Annotated in this window: 19 protein-coding genes, 1 rRNA gene and 1 pseudogene; 14 read left to right on the top strand and 7 right to left on the bottom strand. The window is 60.3% G+C overall.

Annotation, left to right across the window (positions count from 1 at the left end):
• Window positions 1–130: 130 nt before the first annotated feature.
• A pseudogene (locus BQ9846_RS15945) lies at window positions 131–292 on the bottom strand (sodium-dependent transporter); the annotation flags it as partial.
• A 205-nt stretch (window positions 293–497) separates the two neighbouring features.
• Between BQ9846_RS15945 and prlC the strand changes: the two are divergent.
• The 4 genes from prlC to BQ9846_RS15925 all read left to right on the top strand — a co-directional run bounded on the left by prlC (window position 498) and on the right by BQ9846_RS15925 (window position 6,335).
• A complete protein-coding gene (gene prlC, locus BQ9846_RS15940) occupies window positions 498–2,546 on the top strand; it encodes an oligopeptidase A (RefSeq protein ID WP_075882032.1) in 2,049 nt (682 codons plus the stop codon).
• A gap of 9 nt (window positions 2,547–2,555) precedes the next feature.
• A complete protein-coding gene (locus BQ9846_RS15935) occupies window positions 2,556–2,810 on the top strand; it encodes a YheV family putative zinc ribbon protein (RefSeq protein ID WP_075882031.1) in 255 nt (84 codons plus the stop codon).
• A 270-nt stretch (window positions 2,811–3,080) separates the two neighbouring features.
• On the top strand, window positions 3,081–4,061 hold the full coding sequence (locus BQ9846_RS15930) for a TAXI family TRAP transporter solute-binding subunit (protein WP_075882030.1): 981 nt from the start codon (window positions 3,081–3,083) through the stop codon (window positions 4,059–4,061).
• 87 nt (window positions 4,062–4,148) lie between these two features.
• Entirely contained in the window at window positions 4,149–6,335 is a 2,187-nt protein-coding gene (locus BQ9846_RS15925; RefSeq protein ID WP_075882029.1) for a TRAP transporter permease, read from the top strand.
• A gap of 95 nt (window positions 6,336–6,430) precedes the next feature.
• On the opposite strand, the gene metF is transcribed toward BQ9846_RS15925, so the two are convergent.
• The gene (gene metF / locus BQ9846_RS15920) at window positions 6,431–7,270 is read right to left on the bottom strand and encodes a methylenetetrahydrofolate reductase [NAD(P)H] (protein WP_075882028.1); all 840 of its coding nucleotides are present in this window, start codon (window positions 7,268–7,270) and stop codon (window positions 6,431–6,433) included.
• Between the two features lie 191 nt (window positions 7,271–7,461).
• Here metF and BQ9846_RS15915 point away from each other — a divergent pair, with 191 nt between their 5' ends.
• Window positions 7,462–8,400: an AEC family transporter gene (locus BQ9846_RS15915; RefSeq protein ID WP_075882027.1), complete on the top strand. Its 939-nt coding sequence runs from the start codon at window positions 7,462–7,464 to the stop codon at window positions 8,398–8,400.
• Here the strand turns inward: BQ9846_RS15915 and BQ9846_RS17180 are convergent.
• The 3 genes from BQ9846_RS17180 to metK form a co-directional block, all read right to left on the bottom strand.
• Window positions 8,397–9,380 (bottom strand): helix-hairpin-helix domain-containing protein, encoded by a 984-nt coding sequence (locus BQ9846_RS17180; protein WP_328585379.1) that lies wholly within the window; start codon window positions 9,378–9,380, stop codon window positions 8,397–8,399. The genes BQ9846_RS15915 and BQ9846_RS17180 overlap by 4 nt on opposite strands.
• A 24-nt stretch (window positions 9,381–9,404) precedes the next feature.
• A complete protein-coding gene (locus BQ9846_RS17175; protein ID WP_328585378.1) occupies window positions 9,405–10,118 on the bottom strand; it encodes a hypothetical protein in 714 nt (237 codons plus the stop codon).
• 154 nt (window positions 10,119–10,272) lie between these two features.
• Window positions 10,273–11,493, bottom strand: a complete 1,221-nt coding sequence (metK, locus tag BQ9846_RS15905; RefSeq protein WP_075882026.1) for a methionine adenosyltransferase — start codon at window positions 11,491–11,493, stop codon at window positions 10,273–10,275.
• A gap of 242 nt (window positions 11,494–11,735) precedes the next feature.
• Here metK and tkt point away from each other — a divergent pair, with 242 nt between their 5' ends.
• From tkt to BQ9846_RS15860, 9 genes are all read left to right on the top strand, one after another.
• Window positions 11,736–13,733 carry a transketolase gene (gene tkt, locus BQ9846_RS15900; protein ID WP_075882025.1) on the top strand — a complete coding sequence of 666 codons (1,998 nt, stop codon included), beginning with the start codon at window positions 11,736–11,738 and terminating at the stop codon, window positions 13,731–13,733.
• A 24-nt stretch (window positions 13,734–13,757) separates the two neighbouring features.
• Window positions 13,758–14,111 carry a CidA/LrgA family protein gene (locus BQ9846_RS15895; RefSeq protein ID WP_075882034.1) on the top strand — a complete coding sequence of 118 codons (354 nt, stop codon included), beginning with the start codon at window positions 13,758–13,760 and terminating at the stop codon, window positions 14,109–14,111.
• On the top strand, window positions 14,101–14,817 hold the full coding sequence (locus BQ9846_RS15890; protein WP_075882024.1) for an LrgB family protein: 717 nt from the start codon (window positions 14,101–14,103) through the stop codon (window positions 14,815–14,817). Before BQ9846_RS15895 ends, BQ9846_RS15890 begins: the two co-directional genes overlap by 11 nt.
• Window positions 14,818–14,860: 43 nt before the next feature.
• Window positions 14,861–15,913 carry a type I glyceraldehyde-3-phosphate dehydrogenase gene (locus BQ9846_RS15885; RefSeq protein WP_075882033.1) on the top strand — a complete coding sequence of 351 codons (1,053 nt, stop codon included), beginning with the start codon at window positions 14,861–14,863 and terminating at the stop codon, window positions 15,911–15,913.
• A 36-nt stretch (window positions 15,914–15,949) separates the two neighbouring features.
• Window positions 15,950–17,122 carry a phosphoglycerate kinase gene (locus BQ9846_RS15880; RefSeq protein WP_075882023.1) on the top strand — a complete coding sequence of 391 codons (1,173 nt, stop codon included), beginning with the start codon at window positions 15,950–15,952 and terminating at the stop codon, window positions 17,120–17,122.
• A gap of 70 nt (window positions 17,123–17,192) precedes the next feature.
• Window positions 17,193–18,257 carry a class II fructose-bisphosphate aldolase gene (gene fba, locus BQ9846_RS15875; protein ID WP_075882022.1) on the top strand — a complete coding sequence of 355 codons (1,065 nt, stop codon included), beginning with the start codon at window positions 17,193–17,195 and terminating at the stop codon, window positions 18,255–18,257.
• Between the two features lie 176 nt (window positions 18,258–18,433).
• Complete coding sequence (locus BQ9846_RS15870; protein WP_075882021.1) at window positions 18,434–19,141, top strand: HAD-IA family hydrolase; 708 nt, start codon at window positions 18,434–18,436, stop codon at window positions 19,139–19,141.
• Between the two features lie 51 nt (window positions 19,142–19,192).
• A complete protein-coding gene (locus BQ9846_RS15865; RefSeq protein WP_075882020.1) occupies window positions 19,193–19,567 on the top strand; it encodes a translation initiation factor Sui1 in 375 nt (124 codons plus the stop codon).
• A 56-nt stretch (window positions 19,568–19,623) separates the two neighbouring features.
• The gene (locus BQ9846_RS15860) at window positions 19,624–20,535 is read left to right on the top strand and encodes a nuclease-related domain-containing protein (RefSeq protein ID WP_075882019.1); all 912 of its coding nucleotides are present in this window, start codon (window positions 19,624–19,626) and stop codon (window positions 20,533–20,535) included.
• Between the two features lie 10 nt (window positions 20,536–20,545).
• On the opposite strand, the gene BQ9846_RS15855 is transcribed toward BQ9846_RS15860, so the two are convergent.
• Window positions 20,546–21,889 (bottom strand): deoxyguanosinetriphosphate triphosphohydrolase, encoded by a 1,344-nt coding sequence (locus tag BQ9846_RS15855; protein ID WP_075882018.1) that lies wholly within the window; start codon window positions 21,887–21,889, stop codon window positions 20,546–20,548.
• Between the two features lie 113 nt (window positions 21,890–22,002).
• Window positions 22,003–22,103: ribosomal RNA gene (rrf, locus tag BQ9846_RS15850) — 5S ribosomal RNA — on the bottom strand; the annotation flags it as partial.

Below are 22,103 nucleotides of genomic sequence, written 5' to 3'. Positions count from 1 at the left end.
TGCCGGCGCGCTGGGCGGGGCTTCTGCCGGGGGGGGGGGCTGGGTGGCGCGGCCCGGGTGGGGGGGGCGGGTTTTTTTGCGGGCGCGACACCCTGTCTCTTAACCACATTTAGGGGTTTAAAAGGGACAGGAGCAGTAGCACAAAGGCGATATAAATCAGCAAAAACGCCGCGCCGCCGTTTTCGCCCGCCACATAAGGGAAGCGCCAGATATTGCCCAGCCCCACCGCCGCGCCCGTCACGGCTAAAATGAAGGCGCGTTTTGAACCCCAGCGCTCTAGCGTCTCGCTCATTGCCTGTCCCGTCTGCTTGTCAACATCATCGAAAATGCCGCCTTGGCGGCGCTAAACCGCGTATGAATGGCGTGATAAAGCCGGCAAGCCTAGCAGGCGCCTGGCCTCAGGCCAATCCTACCTCGCGGCTTGAGGATTGAAACGCTGCCGTTGTGCCCACACTCTATAGAAATCTATCACCCACGCTTTCCCAATCGAGGTCGCTATGTCCCGCAATCCCCTGCTTGAAGCGCATGAACTCCCGCCGTTTGACGAGATTCGTGCCGACCATGTGGTACCCGCCATCGAGACGCTCCTCGACGAGAGCCGCAAAGAGATCGACGCACTTGCCCAACAGGCGCAAACCACCACGGCGACTTGGGAAAATTTCGCCGCCCCGCTGGAAGCGATCAATGATCGTCTCTCCAACGTCTGGTCGCCGATTGCGCATCTCAATGGCACCATGAACAGCCCCGAAATGCGCGAGGCGTACGAAGCCTGTATTAGCAAGCTCTCCGCGTTTAGCACCTGGGTGAGCCAGCACGAAGGGCTGTTTGCCGCCTGGCAAGCGCTGAAAGAGGGTCCTGCCTGGCAGGCGCTTGACGCCGGGCAACGTCGCACGGTTGAGAATACCCTGCGCGATTTCCGCCTTGCCGGCGTTGACCTTCCCGCCGAAGAGAAAGCCCGTTACGGCGAGATTCAGTCGCGCTTATCCCGTCTCTCCAACCAGTTTTCCAATAACGTGCTCGACGCCACCCAGGCGTGGCACAAAGATATTCACGACCCAGACCTGCTCGCCGGCGTCCCGGAAAGTGCCCTTGGCACCCTCAAAGCTACCGCCGAGGCCAAAGGCATCGACGGCTACCGCATCACGCTCGATTTTCCGAGTTTTTTCCCGGTGGTGAGCTACGCCGATAATCGTGATTTGCGCCGCGAGGTGTACACGGCGTTTGTCACCCGCGCCTCCGATCAAGGCCCGGATGCGGGAAAATTCGATAACGCCAAGATCATGGAAGAGATTCTGGCGCTGCGCCATGAGCTTGCCACCTTGCTAGGCTTTGAGACCTACGCCGACTACTCGCTGACGACCAAAATGGCCGACTCCCCGGCGCAAGTGCTCGACTTTCTCAACGACCTCGCCCGTCGCGCCGTGCCCCAAGCCAAGGAGGAGTTCGCCGAGCTTGCCGCCTTTGCCCGTGACGAGCTGGGGCTTGAAACGCTTGAGCCCTGGGATGTCGCCTACGCCAGCGAGAAGCTGCGCGAGGCGCGTCACGCGATCTCCCAAGAGCAGCTGCGTCCTTACTTTCCCGCGCCTCGGGTCGTCGATGGGCTCTTTCAGGTCGTGGAGCGCCTTTACGGCGTACGCTTTGAAGAAGACAACGACGTGCCGCGCTACCACGATGACGTGCGCTACTTCCGCATCCTGGAAAACGGCACGCCCATTGCCAGCTTCTACCTTGACTTGTACGCCCGCGAGGGCAAGCGCGGCGGCGCCTGGATGGCGGACTGCCGCGTGCGGCGCCAGGCGCAAAGTGGCCTGCAGTTGCCGGTAGCCTTTCTGACCTGCAACTTCACCCCACCGGTCGGCGATCAACCGGCGCTATTGACCCACGACGAGGTCACCACGCTGTTCCATGAGTTCGGCCACGGTCTTCATCACATGCTTACCCGGCAGCAGATCGCCGATATTTCCGGCATCAACGGGGTGGCCTGGGATGCGGTGGAGCTTCCCAGTCAGTTCATGGAGAACTACTGCTGGGAGCGCGAAGGGCTCGACCTTTTGGCCCAGCACGTCGACACCGGCGAGCGGCTGCCTGCCGAGCTGCTAGAGCGCCTGCAAGCGGCGAAGAACTTTCAATCGGCAATGGGCATGGTGCGCCAAATTGAATTCTCGCTCTTCGATCTGCGCCTGCATCGGGAGCTTGAGGCGCCTAGCGCCACACAGATCCAGGCACTGCTCGATGACGTGCGCGAACACGTTTCCGTGGTGCCGAAAGTGCCGTTCAACCGCTTCCAGAATAGCTTTGGGCACATTTTCGCCGGCGGCTACGCGGCGGGCTACTACAGCTACAAATGGGCCGAGGTGCTTTCTGCCGACGCCTGGAGCGTTTTTGAAGAGGCGGGTATCTTCGACCCGGAAGCCGGGCAGCGTTTTCGCGTCCACATTCTTGAGCAAGGCGGCGCCCGCAATGCCGCGGACCTGTTCCGCGACTTCCGTGGCCGCGAACCCAGCGTCGAGCCGCTTTTACGCCACAGCGGTATCCGTGCCGCCTAGGAGACGACGATGTCATCAACCGTCAAACGCTTTATTGCCGGTGTCACCTGCCCGCGCTGCGCGGCGATGGATCGCATCCGCGCCTGGGAGCAGAACGGTATCCGCTACCGCGAGTGCGTCAGCTGCGACTTTTTTGAGCAGCTACCCATTGAAGACGAAGCCGCCCCCGAATTGGAGACGCGCGTGAACCAAGTGCGCGAGGAACAAAAGCAGCGGGACGTGCAGCCCGTGCGTATTCTCGACCCGGGCCGCTCTGACCCATAAGCGACAGCGACACCGCTTTTCCTCCCATCCCACACCAAGCCTGTGCGAAAAACCGCACAGGCTTTCTTTTTTTATGTGCGAAACCTCGGACAATTCCCTTTGCAACAATATAGACCAAAGTTTAAATATGAAAAATTAACCTATTGATTTTTAATTGGAAAAATAAAAGTGGCACGGCAATCGCTACTGCGTCTACGCTTAATGGGATCGCCCAGCGATTCTCTACCTCATTCTGCACTCAACCAACAATAGCATTAAGGGAAACTCGCCATGCGCAACACAATGCCTAAATCAGCGCTCCTGCTCGCCGGTAGCGCTCTGCTTGTCGCCGGTAGCGTTCAAGCGGACCGCTCGGACTGGCCCGATAACTTCACCGTCGGTACGGCCAGCCAAGGCGGCACTTACTTCGTCTATGGCTCCGGCTGGGCTAACTTGATCGCCGACGAACTGGGCATCTCCGGCGGCGGCGAAGTGACCGGCGGCCCCAACCAGAACTTAGCTCTAGTGCATACGGGCGATATCGCGCTGGGCCTGACCACCATGGGGCCGGCTGCCGAGGCGCTCGCTGGTGAAAGCCCGCTGGCCCCTGGTATCCCGATGGATAACGTCTGCGCGCTTTTCCCGATGTATGAGACCCCGTTCTCCATCACCGCGCTTGAGAACAGCGGTATCGAGTCGATCTCTGATATCCCCGATGGCGCCAGCATCGGCTTTGGCCCGGCAGCCTCCACCTCCGATACCTACTTCCCGCGCATTCTTGAAGAGCTTGGCGTCGAGTTCGATCGTCGTAATGGCGGCTGGAACGACCTTGGTGGCCAGCTGCAAGACGGCCTGATTGACGTCATCGCCTTCGCGGCCGGTATTCCGGTTCCCGCCGTGAGCCAGCTTGAAGTGCAAACCGATGTCAATATCATCGAGTTCACCGAAGAAGAGCAGCAGCAAATCATCGAGTCCTTCCCGGTCTCACCGTTCCAGATTCCGGCGAGCACCTATCAAACGCTGGAAGAGGATGCACGCGCGGTCTCCATGTGGAACTTCACCATTGCTGGCTGTGACCTGCCGGAAGATTTCGTCTACGAAATCACCAAGCTGAGTCTGGAGAATAACGACAAAATGCGCGATATCCATCGCAGCGCCGCGACTTCTGTGCCGGAGAACATCGAGTACAACACCGTACTGCCGTTCCATCCGGGTGCGGTGCGCTGGTACGAAGAGAACGGTTACGACGTACCTGAAGACCTGAAACTGTAATACGGCGTTTTACCCGATCGCGCCCCGCGTCGTTTCGGCGCGGGGCGCTATGTTTATCGTCCCGATTCACACCCAAGGGTGTTCCCCATGTCACATACTCCTTCTCATGACAGCCATACCGAGCACGATGATGCTGTCGAGCCGATCAACGCCGAGGGTGTTGACGAGGCGGCGGTCGAGTCCAATCGGCGCCTTTACACCGGCTGGCAGTGGTTGGTGTTCAGCGCGCTCGCGGTGGGCTACTCGCTGTTTCACCTGATCTCGCTGAACGTCTACCCGTTGGAAACCTGGTCGTTTCGCATCGTGCATATCGCCGGCGCGCTGGTATTGGGTTACAGCCTCTATGCCGGCACCCGCTTTGCCGATAGTGACCGCGAGCGCTCAGCCGCCTGGATGCGCTGGCTCAGCTACGCGCTGTTGCTCCCGGCGCTTTATGCGCTGATCCGCGTCGCCATGATGTATCAAACCATCAACGATGGCGCCATGCGTATTGCCCCTGAGATAGAGGCGTGGCACTTCGGCTATCCGCTGATTCTTGCCACCGTGGCGGGCATTTTGCTCTCCTGGGCCTACCGTCAGGTACGCGAGACGCTATCACCGGCGGATTTGGTGCTGATGGTCTGTTCGCTGGCCGTGGCCGCGTATTTGCTGCTTATCTTCAACACCCCGCTGCGCGCATCTACCGGGACGCCCTTTGCGCCGATGGGCATCTCCTACGCGGCCATCGCCGGTTCACTACTGATTCTTGAGCTAACCCGGCGCGTGGCCGGCATGGCGCTGGTGGTGATTTCGGCAGTATTTTTGGTCTACGTCTTCGCGGGACCCTACTTACCCGGCTTTCTCGGTTATCCGGGGCTTTCGGTGGGACGCTTTTTTAGCCAGGTCTACACCGATGCCGGCATCCTTGGCCCCACCACGGCGGTCTCGTCCACGTACATTATTCTGTTCATTATCTTCGCGGCCTTTCTGCAGGCGTCCAAGGTGGGGGACTACTTCGTCAACTTCGCCTTTGCCGCCGCCGGCCGCGCGCGCGGCGGCCCCGCCAAAGTGTCGATTTTCGCTTCCGGCCTCATGGGCATGATCAACGGCACCTCGGCAGGTAACGTGGTCTCCACCGGTTCGCTGACCATTCCGCTGATGAAAAAAGTCGGCTACCCTTCGCGCAGCGCCGGGGCGATTGAGGCCGCAGCCTCGACGGGCGGTCAGATCATGCCGCCGATCATGGGCGCGGGTGCGTTCATCATGGCGGAGGTCACCGGCATTCCCTATACCGATATCGCCGTAGCGGCGCTGATTCCGGCAATTCTCTACTTCCTCTCGATCTACTGCATGGTCGACTTTGAAGCGGCGAAAAAGGGCATGCGCGGCATGCGCAAGGAGGAGATCCCGCAGTTCCGTCGCCTGGTCAAGCAGGTCTACCTCTTCGCGCCGATCATTATTCTGATCGTCGCGCTCTTTATGGGCTACTCGGTGATTCGTGCCGGCACGCTTGCCACGGCTTCTGCCGCGGTGGTGAGCTGGCTAACGCCGCACCGGATGGGGGTGCAGGCTATTTTGCGCGCGCTGCAGCTTGCGGGCGCCATGTCGATCCAGATTATCGCCGTATGCGCCTGCGCCGGCCTGATCGTGGGCGTGATCGCTTTGACCGGCGTGGGGGCGCGCTTCTCGTCGCTGCTGCTGAATTTGGCGGGTGTTAGCCAACTGCTGGCGCTGTTTTTCGCCATGTGTATCTCGATTCTGCTGGGGATGGGCATGCCCACCACCGCCGCCTACGCGGTGGCCGCCTCGGTGGTGGCACCGGGCTTGATCGAGATCGGTATCCAGCCGCTGGTGGCGCACTTCTTCGTGTTCTACTTCGCGGTGGTCTCGGCCATCACACCGCCGGTGGCGCTCGCCTCTTACGCCGCTGCGGGGATCTCCGGGGATAACGCCATGGGCACCTCGGTGGCCTCGTTCAAGATTGGCCTTGCCGCCTTTATCGTGCCGTTTATGTTCTTCTACAGCCCGGCCATGCTGATGGAAGGTAGCGGGATGCAGATCTTGCGCGTCGGTGTGACCGCGACCTTGGGCATCGTGCTGCTCGCCGCCGTGGTGCAGGCGTGGTTCTTCGGTCCGGTCAAAGCCTGGCAGCGCGTAGTGATGCTTGTCGGTGCTATCTTCATGATTTACGGCGGTATCTATACCGATATCGCGGGTCTTGCCATCGGTATTGTGCTGTTTGTGATGCAGCGCAGGCTCTACGGCAACGGTAAAGAAACCGCCACGGCTGGTTAGCCCCGGTTAACGTAAAGCCCCGAAAAAAACCCCGCGCTCAATTCGTTGAGGCGGGGTTTTCTTTTAGGCTGATGTTAGATGGCCGTGGCGAAGGCTTAGCCGAGGTTATCGACAATCTTGAGGACCGGCGCGGCCTGATTGAGCGTGTAGAAATGCAGCCCCGGTGCGCCGCCCTCAAGGAGGCGCTGGCATAGGCGGCTTACTACCTCGGTGCCAAAGGCCGCGATCGCCTCGCTATCGTCGCCGTAGCTCTCTAGCTGCTTACGGATCCAGCGGGGAATCTCCGCACCGCAAGCGTCGGAAAAGCGCGCCAGCTTGGTATAGTTGGTGATCGGCATGATGCCGGGGATAATCGGCTGCTCTACGCCGAGGGCACGCGCCTTGTCGGCGAAATGGAAGTAGGCATCGGCGGTGAAAAAGTATTGGGTGATCGCCATGTCGGCGCCCGCTTGCATTTTCCGCGCGAAGTTTTCCACATCCTTATCCAGGTTGGGCGCCTGTGGATGCGACTCGGGGTAGGCGGCCACCGCGATTTCGAAGTGATCGCCAGTCTCATCGCGGATAAACTCGACCAGCTCGTTGGCATAGCGCAGCTCGCCGATACTCGCCATCCCCGACGGCATGTCACCGCGCAGCGCCACCAGGCTATCGATGCCTTCTTCCCGATACTGCGCCAGCAGGTCACGCAGCTGCGTTTTTTCGCTGCCGATACAGGAGAGGTGCGGCGCGGTGGTAATGCCGCTTTGGCCAATCTCGCGGACGACTTCGCGGGTGCGCGCCTGGGTAGAGCCGCCGGCGCCATAGGTGACCGAGAAAAAGCGCGGGCGACGCGCCGCCAGCTGATCCCGGGTATGCATCAGTTTCGCCCGGCCCGCTTCGGTGTTGGGCGGAAAAAATTCAAAGCTAATGCCGAGGGGATGCTCTTGACGGCTCATGGAATATCCTCGTGGTCAGTCAGTTTAGGCGCCGGGTCGTAGAATAGCGCGGTATTGAGGTCTATTTTGGCCGTTTGACCACGCGCCGGCCAATGAAAGATTCCACGTGACAACGTTAATTTGGCTCATGTTGAGCCACCCGTAGGCAAATCTTAAGGGAACCCTACCCGACACCACCGTAGGAAAAACGCATGGAGAACCTCGCCGCTACCACGTTAACCGGCCCCTTATTGATGCTGCTCGCCTATGTGGGCCTAGGTTGGCTTGCCGCCCAAACGCTGCGCGTGGATCCGCGCCCCATCGCCACGCTGCTGGTCTACTTGGTGGCGCCGTTGACGTTTTTTCGCGCGCTAATGGCGGGCGGCCCCACGCCCGATTACCTGCTTTTGACGCTGATTCTCTTTACGGTCAGCAGCGCCATTGCCCTTAGCGTTCGCGCACTCGCGGGCCGACACTTTGGGGCGCAGGAAGGCGCGCTGTTGGCCTTTTCCGCCGGCACGGGCAATACCGGCTACTTTGGCTTGCCGGTGGCGATGATTGTGCTGCCGCCCGAGGGCGTTACGCTTTATTTGTTCTGCATTCTAGGGATCACGCTGTATGAGTTTACCGTGGGCTTCTACGTCAGCGCCCGCGGCCAATTTTCAGTACGCCAGAGCCTGACGAAAATTGCGCGCCTGCCGCTGGTCTACGCTTTTTTGGCGGCGCTTCTGCTCTCGCACCTCAACGTCGCCCTGCCCACCGCGTTGATGACCTCGCTTGACGTGTTTCCTGCCACCTACACGCTGCTGGGCATGATGATCATCGGCATGACGCTAAGCCAAGTCACCCTCGCCGCCTGGGACCCCCGCCTGGTGGCCGCTTGCGTGGTGCTGCGCTACGGGCTCTGGCCGCTGGCCACACTCGCCATTGTCTTGCTGCTGCAACACGTCGTGGCGCTATCACCAGCGCTTGCCATGGCGATTTTGTTGCTCGGTGTGGTGCCCATGGCGGCAAATGTCGTGGTGGTGGCGATGGAGCTTGGCATTGCGCCGCAAAAAGGGGCGCTTGCGGTGTTGATCACTACCTTGATGGCCCCCTTTTTGATCCCGCTGTATCTGCGCGCGATGCTGAATCTGGCGGGGCTTGCTTAGCGTGGGGGAAATCCGTCCACGCCCGCGTCTCCTAACACGCTAGCGAAGCGGTTGAGCGCTGGGTGGCGGAAAAACGCACGCAGGGCCTCGCCGCGCACCGGCCCCACCCCCGGCAGCGCTTGCCACTGATCACGCCGGTAAGCGGCAAGCGTTGCCCAATCGCCGCTGGCCCGCTCGCTGCCCGGCGGCACGCCGAGGGCATCTAACCAGATGCGAAACGGCTGCGCGCGGGCGGCCTGAAAGCGCGCCATCAGCTCATTGGCGGTCACGTCGCCAATGCCCGGCACGCGGATCAGATCAGCACGGTCCAACCACAACCAATCGAGCAGCGACGTTACCGCCTTGGCTTCCAGCAGCGCCTGCCACGTGCCCTCCCCCACGCCGTGCATCCCCAGTGCCTCTCCCAAGTGCGTTAACCGCGCCAGCAACTGGCTTTGACAGTAGGCGTTTTTTGCCTCCAGCGTGAAGCAGCTTAGCTCGTGGTAGTCGTCCTCCTTCGGTACCGTTAGCGCCATGCGCGCTTGCGCGGGCCACACCACCGCATCCAACTGCGGGATGGTCAGCCCACCCAGCGTTACCGCTACATGATCGCCGGGGCGCACGTCGAGCGCGTGCCACCGGGAGAGCGAGCCCAGCGACACGCGGCTAATCCGCCGGCCTTCTAGCACGACCGGAGTGAGCCACACCAGCGGCGTCACGCGCCCGGTACGCCCAACCCGAAACTCAATGCCACGCACTTCAGCCAGCGCTTGCTGGGCGGGGTATTTCCACGCCAACGCCCATTCGGGCGGGCCGCTTGACCAGTGTCGAACACCGGGGCGCTCGTCTTGCTTGATGACCACGCCATCGGTGGCAAAGGGCAGCGGCTCACGAAACCAGCGCTCGCGCCAGAAAGCCGCATCGCGTTGCTCGTTCAATTCGTGGGTGTAATCGGCGCTATCAAACCCCAACGCGGTCAAACGCGCTAGCCGCGCCTGCATTGTGACTGGGCCATCGGGCCAGCCCTATACAAAGAGCCCGATACGCGCCAGCGTTTGGTCATCTGGGGCGTGTTGCGCCAACGCGCCCGCCACTTGGCTGCGCGCGCGACGATGGGCGTGCTGCGCCTGAATGTGCCCTTCCATTCGCCAGTAAAGCTCACCTTGCAGCACGGCGGAGAGTGGCTCGGGAAGCGTCTTGGGGATCGCGGGGATCTGACGGGCGCGCTCGGTCCAGTCCTGGCCTTGCTTGCCATCACCGCGGCTTACCGCCGCGTGAAGCGCGCCGTCGACGTAGTGCAGCGTGACCGCCACCCCATCTACCTTGGGCTGAATCCAGAGGTGATCGCGGCGGCTCGTCCAGCGCTGAACGCCGGCGGCGTCGCGCTTATTCAGCCCGGTTTGCGCCACGGGGTGTTCGCGCACGCCCTCGCTTGAAGTCACACGCCGTTTGGGCGTGTGAGGCGAAGGCGCCCCCGCGCAGTGGCGCCACTGCGCTAAGCGTGCCACCGCTTGGTCGTAAATCTCATCGGCCACCGGCGAGGCATCGTCTTGATGATCGAGTGAATAGTAAGCGCGGTCCCAGCGCGTCACGCGCTCTTCGAGCGCTTGAATCTCATCCTCCAGACGCGCATCAGACCATCCGGGGCACTCGCCTTCTTGAACGGGCGCTGCCCAAGCGGACAGCGCCACAAGTAGCATCGCGACAAACCCGATACCAACGGAGCCCCACGTACGCATTGCATCGCCTCTGATAACTTTCCGTAAGCCTAGCCCAGCGACGCAAAACGCGGAAACAAAAACGCCCCTCGGCGCGGGCCAAAGGGGCGTTTCAGGCGATTTTCCGCCTTCGCTTACAGCTATGTGAGAAATAACTTACACAGCAAGGAGTGGCTTACACGCCAGCCGCCTTGGCAAGCGCTTCCGCTTTGTCGGTCTTCTCCCAGGGGAAGGCCGTGAAGGTCTCGACCTGCTCTTCGCCTTTGTCATTGACCCAGTGGTAGCGGTGCTCGAACGGCTCGCGGCCGAAGTGGCCGTAGGCTGCGGTGAGCTGATACATGGGGTGGAGCAGATCGAGCATTTTGGTGATGGCGAAAGGGCGCAGATCGAAGTGCTCACGCACCAGTTTGACGATCTCGGCGTCATCAATCTTACCGGTGCCGAAGGTGTCGATGGACACCGAGGTCGGTTCGGCCACCCCGATGGCGTACGACACTTGGATTTCGCACTTATCGGCAAGCCCGGCGACGACGATGTTTTTGGCTACATAACGGCCCGCGTATGCGGCGCTGCGGTCCACTTTTGAGGGGTCTTTGCCCGAGAAGGCGCCGCCGCCGTGGCGCGCCATGCCACCATAGGTATCGACGATGATTTTACGCCCGGTCAAGCCGCAATCGCCTACCGGGCCGCCGATCACAAACTTACCGGTCGGGTTGATGTGGTACTGCGTCTTGTCGTCTAGCCATTCGGCGGGAATCACCTGCTCGATGATCTCGCGCTTGACCATTTTGCGCAGGTCTTCCTGGTCGATCTCCGGGTCGTGCTGGGTCGACAGCACCACCGCATCCACGCCGCAGGGCTGGCCGTTAGTATCGTAGCGGAACGTCACCTGGCTTTTGGCATCCGGGCGCAGCCACGGCAACAGGCCGTTCTTACGCAGCTCAGCCTGACGCTCCACCAGACGGTGCGAATAGTGGATCGGCGCCGGCATGAACGAATCCGTCTCGTTGGTGGCATAGCCAAACATCAAGCCCTGATCCCCCGCGCCTTGATCTTCCGGCTTACTGCGATCAACGCCCTGAGCGATATCGACACTCTGTTTGCCAATCAGGTTAACCACCCCGCAGGTACCGCCATCGAAGCCTACCTCGGACGAGGTGTAGCCGATATCGGTAATGACCTCGCGGACCAAGGTTTCGAGGTCGACCCAGGCGGTGGTACTGATTTCGCCGGCGATAATCGCGACACCGGTTTTGACCAACGTTTCGCAGGCTACGCGTGCCTGTTTATCGCGGGCGATAATGGCATCCAACACCGCATCAGAAATCTGATCCGCGATCTTATCGGGATGGCCTTCGGAAACAGACTCGGAGGTAAACAGGGAATATTCGCTCATCGCGCTCTGGACCCTCGTGTGACGGCTGCAACAGACAGCATCAGCGGGAAATCATGGCAGGAGTGCCCTGCCTACTTAAATAAAGAGAAGCGGTTTTAGCGCTTCGGGGGGCAGAGTTTACACACTGTTGGCAGCGCTTCCCAGACTCTACCCCTGCAAGAGCGCGGTAGAATTTGCCGCCGCTGCCGAAGTCAGCGACAATAGCGGCCCTATTATTTCCGTTTGCAGGCGAGGAGCACCCCATGCCGTCCCGTTTTGAGCTGGCCAATGCCATTCGCGCCCTTTCCATGGATGCCGTTCAGAAAGCCAAATCTGGCCACCCTGGCGCGCCCATGGGTATGGCGGATATCGCCGAGGTGCTTTGGAATGACTACCTCAAGCATAATCCCGAAGACCCAAAATGGGCCGACCGCGACCGTTTTGTGCTCTCTAACGGCCACGGCTCGATGCTGCTTTATTCGCTTTTGCACTTAAGCGGTTACGATCTAAGCCTTGAACAGCTGCGCAACTTCCGCCAGCTTCACTCGGCCACCGCGGGTCACCCTGAGTACGGCTACGCGCCGGGCATTGAAACCACCACCGGCCCGCTGGGGCAGGGCTTTGCCAACGCCGTGGGGATGGCCGTTGCCGAAAAAACCCTCGCCGCCCAGTTCAACCGTCCGGGCCACACCATTGTCGACCACCGCACCTGGTGCTTTTTGGGCGACGGCTGCTTGATGGAAGGCATCTCCCACGAGGTCGCCTCGCTCGCCGGCACGCAGCAGTTGGGCAAGCTCACGGCGTTTTACGACGATAACGGCATCTCCATCGACGGCGAAGTCGAGGGTTGGTTCACCGACGACACCGCCAAACGCTTTGAAGCTTACGGCTGGCACGTGGTACCTGACGTCGATGGCCACAAGCCCGAAGAAGTACACGCCGCGATTGAGCTGGCCAAGCAGAACGACGACAAACCCAGCCTGATTATTTGCAAAACCGTGATCGGCTTTGGCGCGCCCAACAAGCAGGGCAAAGAGGAGGCGCACGGTGCGCCGCTCGGCGACGACGAAATCGCCGCCGCCCGCAAAGAGCTCGACTGGCCCCACGCGCCCTTCCACATCCCTGAGCCGATTTACACCGCTTGGGACGCCCGCGACGCCGGCAAAAACCGCCAGCAAGAGTGGGAAGAGCGCTTTAGCCGTTACGCCGAAGCCTTCCCCACCGAAGCGCGCGAGTTCAAGCGTCGACTCAAGGGGCAGCTACCCGCGGAGCTCTCTACCGAAGCCCTGGTGCAGCAGTCGCAAGAGAAAAGCGAGAACATCGCCTCGCGCAAGGCCTCGCTTGGGGTGCTCAACACGCTCGGCCCGCAAATGCCCGAGCTTCTTGGCGGCAGCGCCGACCTCGCGCCCTCCAACCTCACCTTCTGGGACGGCGCCCGCGCGATCACACCGGAAGACGCCAGCGGTAACTACCTGCACTACGGCGTGCGCGAATTCGGCATGGGCGCGATCATGAATGGCATCGCCCTTCACGGCGGTTTCGTGCCTTATGGCGCGACGTTCTTGATCTTCATGGAGTACATGCGCAACGCAGTGCGGATGGCCGCGTTGATGGGGCAGCAGGCGATCTACGTCTTCACCCATGACTCGATCGGCCTGGGCGAAGATGGCCCGACCCACCAGCCTATCGAGCAGCTCACCAGCCTGCGCACCACGCCCAATTTATGCACTTGGCGCCCTTGCGACGCCGCCGAAACGGCCGCCTCCTGGGATGCGGCGCTCAAGCGTCAGTCGGGGCCCTCGGCGCTAGTGCTCTCGCGTCAGAACCTGCCCCATCAAGCACGCAGTAAAGCGCAGCTGGCCGATATTCAGCGCGGCGGTTATGTGTTGAAAGAGTGCGAAGGCACGCCGGAGCTGATATTAATCGCCACCGGCTCGGAAGTGGCGCTGGCCATGGATGCCGCCGCCGAACTCGAAAGCGCCGGGCGCGCCGTGCGGGTGGTGTCGATGCCGTCCACCTACCGCTTCAACGGTCAAGACGCCGAGTACCGCGAACGCGTTCTGCCGCGCCATGTCACCAAGCGCATTGCCATCGAAGCGGGCCACGCCGACTACTGGTACAAATACGTGGGCTTGGATGGCCGCGTGATTGGCATGACCACGTACGGTGAATCCGCGCCGGCGGGGGATTTGTTCAAGCACTTCGGCTTTACCGTCGATAACGTGGTGAAGCAAGCCAACGAACTGCTCAACCAACCCTAACGCGCCGACAATATGCCGGTGCTTATGCCCGTACTGAGCGGCTTTCTCTGGCTGATTAGCTTCTGGCTTGGCGGTGAAGTGATTATCCACTTCACCGCTTTGCCGGTTTCCGCCGGGGTGATCGGGATGCTGCTGCTATGCGCCACGCTCACCCTTCGCGGCGGCGTGCCCGACAGTGTGGCCGCCGCCGCGCAACCGCTGATTGCCCTGTTGGCGATGCTGATCATGCCCGGCGTGGTCGGGGTGTTCTTTATTGTCGGCGAACTCGCCGGACAGTGGGCGGCGATTCTGGTGGGCTTGGTGCTGGGCACGCTGCTGAGCGTGGCGACCACTCTCTGGCTGATGAAGCGCCTGATGCGAGGCCACCATGCTGAGTGAGCCGCTTATCGAACGGCTAACCGCGACACCGCTATTTGCCATCGGGCTCACGCTTGCCGCCTACTTGGTGGGCACAGCGCTATTTCGGCGCCTGAAACAGCCGCCCTGGCTCCCGGCCATCTTGATCGCGGCGCTGTTACTCGCGGGCTTTCTTGCCATCAGCGGGGTTCACTATACCGCCTATCAAGACGGTGCTACTTGGCTCTCGGTGCTTCTAGGCCCGGCCACCGTGGCCTTAGGGATGCCGCTCTACCAACAGCTGCCGCGGATTCGTGAGCTCTGGCGGCCGCTGGCCGTCTGTTTGCCCCTCAGCGCAAGCCTTGCCGCCCTGTATGCCGTGGGCATCGCCTGGCTGTTGGGCGCATCCGATCACGTCCTGGCCTCGTTGGCCGCGAAGTCGGTCACAGCACCCATCGCCATCGGCATCACCGAACAGCTTGGCGGCTCGGTGGCGCTGCTGATGGGGGCACTGCTGGTAACCGGTGTCGCCGCCATCGCCTTTGTGAGCCTGGTGGCGCGGATGATGGGGATTGATGACGAGCGCCTGATTGGCTTTGCGCTCGGCCTCAATGGCCATGCGTTAGGCACGGTGCGCGCATTTGAAATCAGCCCCACTGCCGGCGCGTTTGCTTCGCTGGGCATGAGCTTAACGGGGATTTTTACCGCGCTTTTACTCCCCCTTGCCTGGCGTTTATTCGGCGGATGACCCAACAACACGGATTTAGGAGCCCAAGCGATTGAGTAACGAGATGGCAGCCCCCTACCGCATCGCGATCAATGGCTACGGCCGCATTGGCCAGTGCGTGCTGCGTGCCTTGGTCGAGCGCGCGCTACCCCATCTCCAGGTCGTCGCCATCAACGAACTTTCCGACCTTGCCACCATCGCCTACCTTACCCGCTTCGACACCACCCATGGGCGCTTCCCCGGCAGCGTGGAGCACGCAAACGATCACCTGATCGTCAACGGTCAGCGTATTCGCGTGTTGAATGAACCCGATCCCACCAAGCTTCCTTGGCGCTCGCTCGACGTGGACTTGGTGCTGGAGTGCTCGGGGAGTTTTAAAGACCGTGCCACCGCAGAGCGCCACCTAACGGCAGGGGCCAAGCAGCTGCTTTTCTCCCAGCCAGCGGAAAGCGACGTAGACGCCACCATTGTCTGGGGCATCAATCAGGCGACGTTAAGCGGCGATCAGCGCGTTATCTCAGCGGCCTCCTGCACCACGAACTGCTTGGTGCCGCTGCTCACGGTACTGGATGAGGCGCTCGGGGTTGAACATGGCGTTACCACCACCATTCACTCCGCGATGAACGATCAGCCGGTAATCGACGCGCATCATCAGACCGACCTACGCCTGACGCGCTCGGCCATGCACTCGATTGTACCGGTGGATACCGGGCTTGCTCGCGGTATTAGCCGTTTGATGCCAACGCTTGCCGACCGCTTTGAGTGCCTGCACATGCGCGTGCCCACCATCAACGTCTCAGCCATGGATGTCGCGATCACGGTACGCCGCGATACCCAGGTGGAAGAGGTAAACCGCCTGCTAAAAGCCGCCAGCCAGACCCGGCTAGCGGGTGTCCTTGGCTATACCGAAGCGCCCATGGCCTCGGTCGATTTCAACCATGACCCGCGCTCCGGCATTCTGGACGCCACCCAAACCCGCGTCGCCGGCGGGCGGCTGATAAAACTCTTTTGCTGGTTCGACAACGAGTGGGGGTTCGCCAACCGCATGCTGGATATCAGCGAGCGGCTCGCGAGCCTTCGGGCGCCCTCCAGCGCGCACTCTCAACGACCCGATTGACGCTATTTATTGCTATCAACACGAGGACAGCTTCGCATGAACGTACAAAAAATGACCGACCTGCCCCTCAAAGGCCAACGCGTACTGATTCGTGAAGATCTGAACGTACCCATCAAAAACGGCAAGGTCTCAAGCGATGCCCGTTTGCGCGCCGCCTTACCCACGATTCAAGCCGCCGTGGACGCCGGTGCAAAGGTGCTGCTGATGAGCCACCTTGGCCGCCCCAACGAGGGCGAACCCGCCGAGGAGTTCTCGCTTGCCCCTGTCGCCGCCCATCTTGGCGAGCTACTGGGGCGTCCTGTTAAGCTGGAAGAAACGTACCTCGGCGGTGGTGACCTGGAACTGGCCGAAGGCGAGGTCGTCTTACTGGAGAACGTGCGCTTCAATAAGGGCGAAAAGAGAGACGACGAGGCGCTTTCCAAGCAGTACGCCGCCCTGTGCGATATTTTCGTGATGGACGCTTTCGGCACCGCTCACCGCGCCCAAGCATCAACTCACGGCGTTGCCCGCTTTGCGCCTCAGGCGTGCGCCGGCCCGCTACTCGCCAACGAACTGGAAGCGCTGGAAAAAGCACTGGCCAATCCGGCACGGCCGATGGCGGCGATCGTGGGCGGCTCCAAAGTATCGACGAAACTTGACGTGCTGAACGCGCTCTCCGAGAAGTGCGACCAGCTCATCGTAGGCGGCGGCATCGCCAACACCTTCATTGCCGCGGCGGGTTATAATGTGGGGCAATCGCTTCACGAAGCCGATTTAATTCCCCAGGCCAAAGCGCTGATGGAAACCGTCGATATCCCGCTGCCCACCGACGTGGTCGTCGCCACCGAGTTTTCCGAGTCAGCCACGGCCACGGTGAAGCCGGTGGGCGAGGTGAATGGCGACGAGATGATTCTGGATATCGGCCCCGTTACCGCCGCGCACTTGGCAACGCTTTTGAAAGAGGCCGGCACGATTTTATGGAACGGGCCAGTGGGTGTGTTTGAGATTGATCAGTTTGGCAAAGGCACCGAAGTGCTGTCGAAGGCCATCGCCGAAAGCCCGGCCTTCTCGATCGCAGGCGGCGGCGATACCCTGGCGGCCATTGATAAATACGCCATCGCTGAGCGCGTTTCTTATATTTCCACCGGCGGGGGCGCGTTTTTAGAGTACGTCGAAGGCAAAACGCTGCCCGCCGTCGCCGCGCTTGAAGCCGCCGCTCAGCGCGGTTAAACGTCATTATTTGCGCTTACGCACGCATACAGACCACTATATTCACAGACAACCGAAGTAAGGTGACCCTATGGCTTTAATCAGCATGCGCCAAATGCTGGATCACGCTGCCGAGTACGGCTACGGCATTCCGGCATTCAACGTCAACAACCTCGAGCAGATGCGCGCGATCATGGAAGCCGCCGATAAGACCGATTCACCGGTCATTATTCAGGCCTCCGCCGGGGCGCGTAAATACGCCGGCGCGCCGTTTCTGCGCCACTTGATTCTCGCCGCCGTTGAAGAGTTTCCGCATATCCCGGTCGCCATGCACCAGGATCACGGCACCAGCCCCGCGGTATGCCAGCGCTCGATTCAACTCGGCTTCTCGTCGGTGATGATGGACGGTTCGCTCGGCGAAGACGGCAAAACACCGATGGATTACGCCTACAATGTCGATGTGACCCGCCGCACGGTGGAAATGGCGCACGCTTGCGGCGTCTCCGTCGAGGGTGAGCTGGGCTGCCTGGGTAGCCTGGAAACCGGCATGGCGGGGGAAGAAGACGGTATCGGCGCGGAAGGCAAGCTCGACATGGAGCAGCTTCTCACCGACCCAGAAGAGGCCGCGGAATTCGTCAAAGCCACCCATGTGGACGCGCTTGCCATTGCCATTGGCACCAGCCACGGCGCTTACAAATTCACCCAGCCGCCCACCGGCGACACGCTCTCTATCCAGCGTATCAAGGAGATCCACGCGCGTATTCCAGATACCCATCTGGTGATGCACGGCTCCTCCTCGGTACCCCAGGAGTGGCTCGACGTGATCAACCGCTACGGCGGTGAGATCCCCGAAACCTACGGCGTGCCCGTGGAAGAGATTGTCGAAGGCATCAAGCACGGTGTGCGTAAGGTCAACATCGATACCGACCTGCGTCTGGCATCGACCGGGGCAGTACGCCGTTTTCTCGCCGAGAACCCGGCGGAGTTCGACCCGCGCAAATTCCTCAAGGAAACTGTCTCGGCCATGCGCGATCTGTGTATCGCTCGTTACGAAGCCTTTGGTGCTGCGGGCAATGCGTCAAAAATTCAGCCGATCAGCCTGGAAGCGATGTTCAAGCGCTACGAGAGCGGCGAGCTTGACCCCAAAGTGAAATAACGCGCTGCAATAGTCGCACTCAAGGGCAGTCCAGCCGGGCTGCCTTTTTTTATGGCGACAAAGTGGACGGCAAAAGAGATAGAACACTGTTCGCCAACGGCGTAAAATGATCCATTAATAGAGCGTTTCTGTTTCTTTGTCAGGTAGGCACGCCTGGAGCGTTGCAAGGATTGACGATGTTTTTGCCTCTTCTGCTATTTGATTGCGATGGCACGTTAGTGGATAGCGAGCCACTACTGGCAGAAGAGATGGCGCTCGGCCTAAACGCGGTTGGCTTACCCTTTGCCGCCTCTGACTATATGGGGGAGTTTCGGGGCGCACGTTTTCGTCGCATCGTGGCAGAGCTGCAAAAACGTCACGGCGACGTGGCCGCTGATCAGCTCGATATTATGGAAAGCGCCATGCGCGCCAACCTCGCCGAGCGTCTCGCGCGCGAGCTGACCACCATTAGCGGCGTTCGGGAAGCGTTAACCCAGCTTTCCGCCTACCCAAGCGCTGTTGTTTCCAATGGACCCGAAAGCAAAATCCGCACCGCCCTGCGCACGACGGGGCTTAGCAACTATTTTGATGAGCGGCTGTTTAGCGGCTACACCGCCAACTGCTGGAAGCCAGAGCCCTGCCTACATCTTCACGCGGCCAGCATCATGGGGTTTGACGCGCGTGACTGTATTGCCATCGATGATGCGCAGGTGGGCGTCAACGCCGCGCTTGAGGCCGGCATGACGGTCATCCATTTAAACCGCTTCCCCGATGCGGAAATAACGCCGGAGGGCGCCATCATGATCAGCAGTATGTATCAGCTGCCCACCGTGGTGGAGCGCTTGACGCGGCTGCATTGGGGAGCCGGCACACACCCTCAAGCGATAAGCGCCAAAGGCACTTAGGTCCAAAAGCCGTATAAAATACCAAGACGTTTAGATTACAGGAGCGTAGCCATGCCCTCATTACGCGATCAGCTCGGCGGGCTGGTCTACTCAACCGACCAGGGCGACACATGCCCCGCGTGCCGCGAACCGCTGGATAAGTGCCGCTGCGAGGAGCTGGCCGAGCAAGAACGTATCGCTGCGCTGGATGGCATCGTGCGCATTCGACGCGAAACCAGCGGGCGCAAAGGCAAAGGGGTCACCACCTTAACCGGCATTCCGCTACCGGAAAGCGAACTCACGGCCTTGGCCAAGCGGTTAAAAAAGCGTTGCGGCACCGGCGGTTCGGTCAAAAACGGCGTCATTGAAATCCAAGGCGATCAACGCGAAGCGCTGAAACAAGCACTGACCGAGTTAGGTTATACCGTCAAATTGGCTGGCGGTTAAAGCCTTTCCCCTTTAACCTCAGCGTGACAATAGCCGCAACGCGACAAGGCACTGGCATGGTTTGGCTGGAATACCTATTACCGCTGATTTTTCTTTTCCCCATGGCGGCCATGGGGGGCATTGTGCTGGCACTGCGTAGCCTGCACGATGCCCGCGTCCACTCGCCTTTTGATGCCCACCTTTTGCGTGCACCCGGCCAAGCACTGCGTAACCGACTCGACGCTGCCTTTTCCAGCCTTTTTTTAAACGGCGCTCTAGGCCCGCTTATCAGCCTAGCTCCGCTGGTGTATGGCATGGGGCGGATGCTGTTTGTGGAGCGCCAAGACTGGATCGAGTGGGCGCTATATGGCTTGTTGAGTACCTTGTTAGTGCTGCTGTTTTCGCTACTTCTTATCCGCGACTACCAGCGCATTCGGCGCTTAAAGCTAGGGTTAGCGTGCGATCTAGCGGTGGGCCAAGAGCTTGAGCGCCTCATTCGCCCCGATGCGCACCCTTTCTACGTTTTCCACGACGTGCCTACCGATAGCTTTACCATCGACCATGTGGTGGTAACGCCTCACGGTGTATTTGTCGTCGAGACGCGGGCACGCACCCGGGCAATTGGCTCCGATGGGCGCGAATTGAACGACGTTTTTGTTGAGCGAGAGCGCCTACGTTTCCCGCACTGGCAAGAACGTCGCCCGCTGTATAAAACCCGCCAAGCGACGCTGTGGCTAAGTCAGTGGCTGGAAAAACGCTGCGGTCTACGGGTCCCGGTACGGGGTGTGTTGGTGCTGCCTGGCTGGCACATTGATACCACTGATGCGGCTAAGGATGTGCTCGTTGTCAGCGGTGAAGCCTTGTCGCGTCAGCTGGCCGAGCTAAAACTCGGCGAGTTAAGCGATACGACCCACGATAAAGTCATCTATCTTCTGCTTGAGCGGGCGCGTCAGATGGAACTTAAACACTTACGCCAACCCTCCGTATAGTTCTATCGTTTTAATCACCTTTCAACTTCCCGCCCATCTCCTGGGCTAAATCCACCGCGTAGTGATCCGTCATGCCACCGATAAAATCGAGCATGCGGCGATAGCTATCGTACAGCGTCCAGTCTCGCTGCGGCCGGTTTTCTCCGATTAGCGCCAAGACGCGCTGATGCTTGAACGATGTCCGACCGCTGAGGTGCAGCTCATGCGCCGCGCCAATAAATGCTTCAAGGAGAATGCCTAGCGTGGTGTAAGCCCCGATTTCCAGCTTCGCTTTGCGCTCATTCTGGAAGATCCGCTCACGAGCCAGCTGTTTGGCTGCCTGCACCCCCCAGCCCAAATCAGGATGGCAGAGCTCCAATAAGTCGGCATCCAAGCGGCCATTCAACAGGGCTTGCTCCTGCTGCACAAACACCGCACCCACTTCGTTGACCGCTCGCTCCATGGCGGCTCCACGTAGCAGCGCTATACAGCGCCGCTGCGATACGCCACGCTCGCGCATCTGCGCGTATTCCGCCGGCACCTCCCCGGCGATGTGCTGAAGAATATCTGACACTTCCTCATAGCGCAGGATGCCCATTTCCAAACCGTCTTCCAAATCCAGCAAGGCATAGCAAATATCGTCCGCCGCTTCGACTAGCCATGCGAGGGGATGGCGACACCAACGCCCTTCGCCTTGCGGTAGCAAACCAAGAGCGCTTGCGACATCACGCAATAAGGGTAACTCGGATTGATAAGCGCCGAATTTCCCCTCTTGACTGCGGTGCGTTACTGCCCATGGGTACTTTAATAGCGTGCCGAGAGTGGCCGTGGTCAGGCGCATGCCGCCCTGAAACTGGTTGTACTCGATTTGCGTAATCACGCGAAAGCCTTGGGCATTGCCTTCGTATGTCAGCAGGTCATTGCGCTCGGCTTCTGTCAGTCCATCCAGCCAGCCGCTGACTTGAGCTCGTTGGAACCAGTCGCGGATGGCATATTCACCGGCATGGCCAAACGGCGGATTGCCAATATCGTGGCCCAGGCACGCTGTCTGCACAATCACGCCCATATCGGCCGGAGAAATCCAGGACGGCAAACGCTCCTGCAAAAGCTCACCTACGATCATCCCCAACGAACGTCCAACACACCCCACTTCGAGCGAGTGCGTCAAGCGAGTGTGGATATGGTCATTTTCGGTAAGGGGATGCACTTGCGTTTTTCGGCCCAGACGCCGAAAAGAGCCGGAAAAAACGATACGATCGTGATCTTTGTGAAAAGGGCTGCGGCCAATTTCACGCCCACTGTCTAAATGAGTCTCTGAGCGTTTATCGTGAAGGCGTCGTGGTGAAAGCAGTCGCTCCCAGTGCATTTGGGTCATGTCACTCCTCCTTGGAGAGGGCATTCTGACACAAAAAATAGGCAGGGTAATGCCCTATGCCAGCACAAAAAAATCCCCCGAGGCGGTTGCCCCGGGGGATTTTTCGGATAAGTGCCTGACGATGACCTACTCTCGCATGGGGAGGCCCCACACTACCATCGGCGCTGAGCGGTTTCACTGCTGAGTTCGGCAAGGGATCAGGTGGTTCCCGCTC

The sequence above is a fragment of the Vreelandella massiliensis genome (genome assembly GCF_900155385.1).
In the GTDB taxonomy this organism is placed as follows: Bacteria; Pseudomonadota; Gammaproteobacteria; order Pseudomonadales; family Halomonadaceae; genus Vreelandella; species Vreelandella massiliensis.
This window is presented reverse-complemented; position numbering and strand designations above follow the sequence as displayed.

Excerpts from the sequence above, each read along its gene's own strand:
- prlC (WP_075882032.1), top strand. The coding sequence starts at position 498 with ATGTCCCGCAATCCCCTGCTTGAAGCGCATGAACTCCCGCCGTTTGAC.
- BQ9846_RS15935 (WP_075882031.1), top strand. The coding sequence starts at position 2,556 with ATGTCATCAACCGTCAAACGCTTTATTGCCGGTGTCACCTGCCCGCGC.
- BQ9846_RS15930 (WP_075882030.1), top strand. The coding sequence starts at position 3,081 with ATGCGCAACACAATGCCTAAATCAGCGCTCCTGCTCGCCGGTAGCGCT.
- BQ9846_RS15925 (WP_075882029.1), top strand. The coding sequence starts at position 4,149 with ATGTCACATACTCCTTCTCATGACAGCCATACCGAGCACGATGATGCT.
- metF (WP_075882028.1), bottom strand. The coding sequence starts at position 7,270 with ATGAGCCGTCAAGAGCATCCCCTCGGCATTAGCTTTGAATTTTTTCCG.
- BQ9846_RS15915 (WP_075882027.1), top strand. The coding sequence starts at position 7,462 with ATGGAGAACCTCGCCGCTACCACGTTAACCGGCCCCTTATTGATGCTG.
- BQ9846_RS17180 (WP_328585379.1), bottom strand. The coding sequence starts at position 9,380 with ATGCAGGCGCGGCTAGCGCGTTTGACCGCGTTGGGGTTTGATAGCGCC.
- BQ9846_RS17175 (WP_328585378.1), bottom strand. The coding sequence starts at position 10,118 with ATGCGTACGTGGGGCTCCGTTGGTATCGGGTTTGTCGCGATGCTACTT.
- metK (WP_075882026.1), bottom strand. The coding sequence starts at position 11,493 with ATGAGCGAATATTCCCTGTTTACCTCCGAGTCTGTTTCCGAAGGCCAT.
- tkt (WP_075882025.1), top strand. The coding sequence starts at position 11,736 with ATGCCGTCCCGTTTTGAGCTGGCCAATGCCATTCGCGCCCTTTCCATG.
- BQ9846_RS15895 (WP_075882034.1), top strand. The coding sequence starts at position 13,758 with ATGCCCGTACTGAGCGGCTTTCTCTGGCTGATTAGCTTCTGGCTTGGC.
- BQ9846_RS15890 (WP_075882024.1), top strand. The coding sequence starts at position 14,101 with ATGCTGAGTGAGCCGCTTATCGAACGGCTAACCGCGACACCGCTATTT.
- BQ9846_RS15885 (WP_075882033.1), top strand. The coding sequence starts at position 14,861 with ATGGCAGCCCCCTACCGCATCGCGATCAATGGCTACGGCCGCATTGGC.
- BQ9846_RS15880 (WP_075882023.1), top strand. The coding sequence starts at position 15,950 with ATGAACGTACAAAAAATGACCGACCTGCCCCTCAAAGGCCAACGCGTA.
- fba (WP_075882022.1), top strand. The coding sequence starts at position 17,193 with ATGGCTTTAATCAGCATGCGCCAAATGCTGGATCACGCTGCCGAGTAC.
- BQ9846_RS15870 (WP_075882021.1), top strand. The coding sequence starts at position 18,434 with ATGTTTTTGCCTCTTCTGCTATTTGATTGCGATGGCACGTTAGTGGAT.
- BQ9846_RS15865 (WP_075882020.1), top strand. The coding sequence starts at position 19,193 with ATGCCCTCATTACGCGATCAGCTCGGCGGGCTGGTCTACTCAACCGAC.
- BQ9846_RS15860 (WP_075882019.1), top strand. The coding sequence starts at position 19,624 with ATGGTTTGGCTGGAATACCTATTACCGCTGATTTTTCTTTTCCCCATG.
- BQ9846_RS15855 (WP_075882018.1), bottom strand. The coding sequence starts at position 21,889 with ATGACCCAAATGCACTGGGAGCGACTGCTTTCACCACGACGCCTTCAC.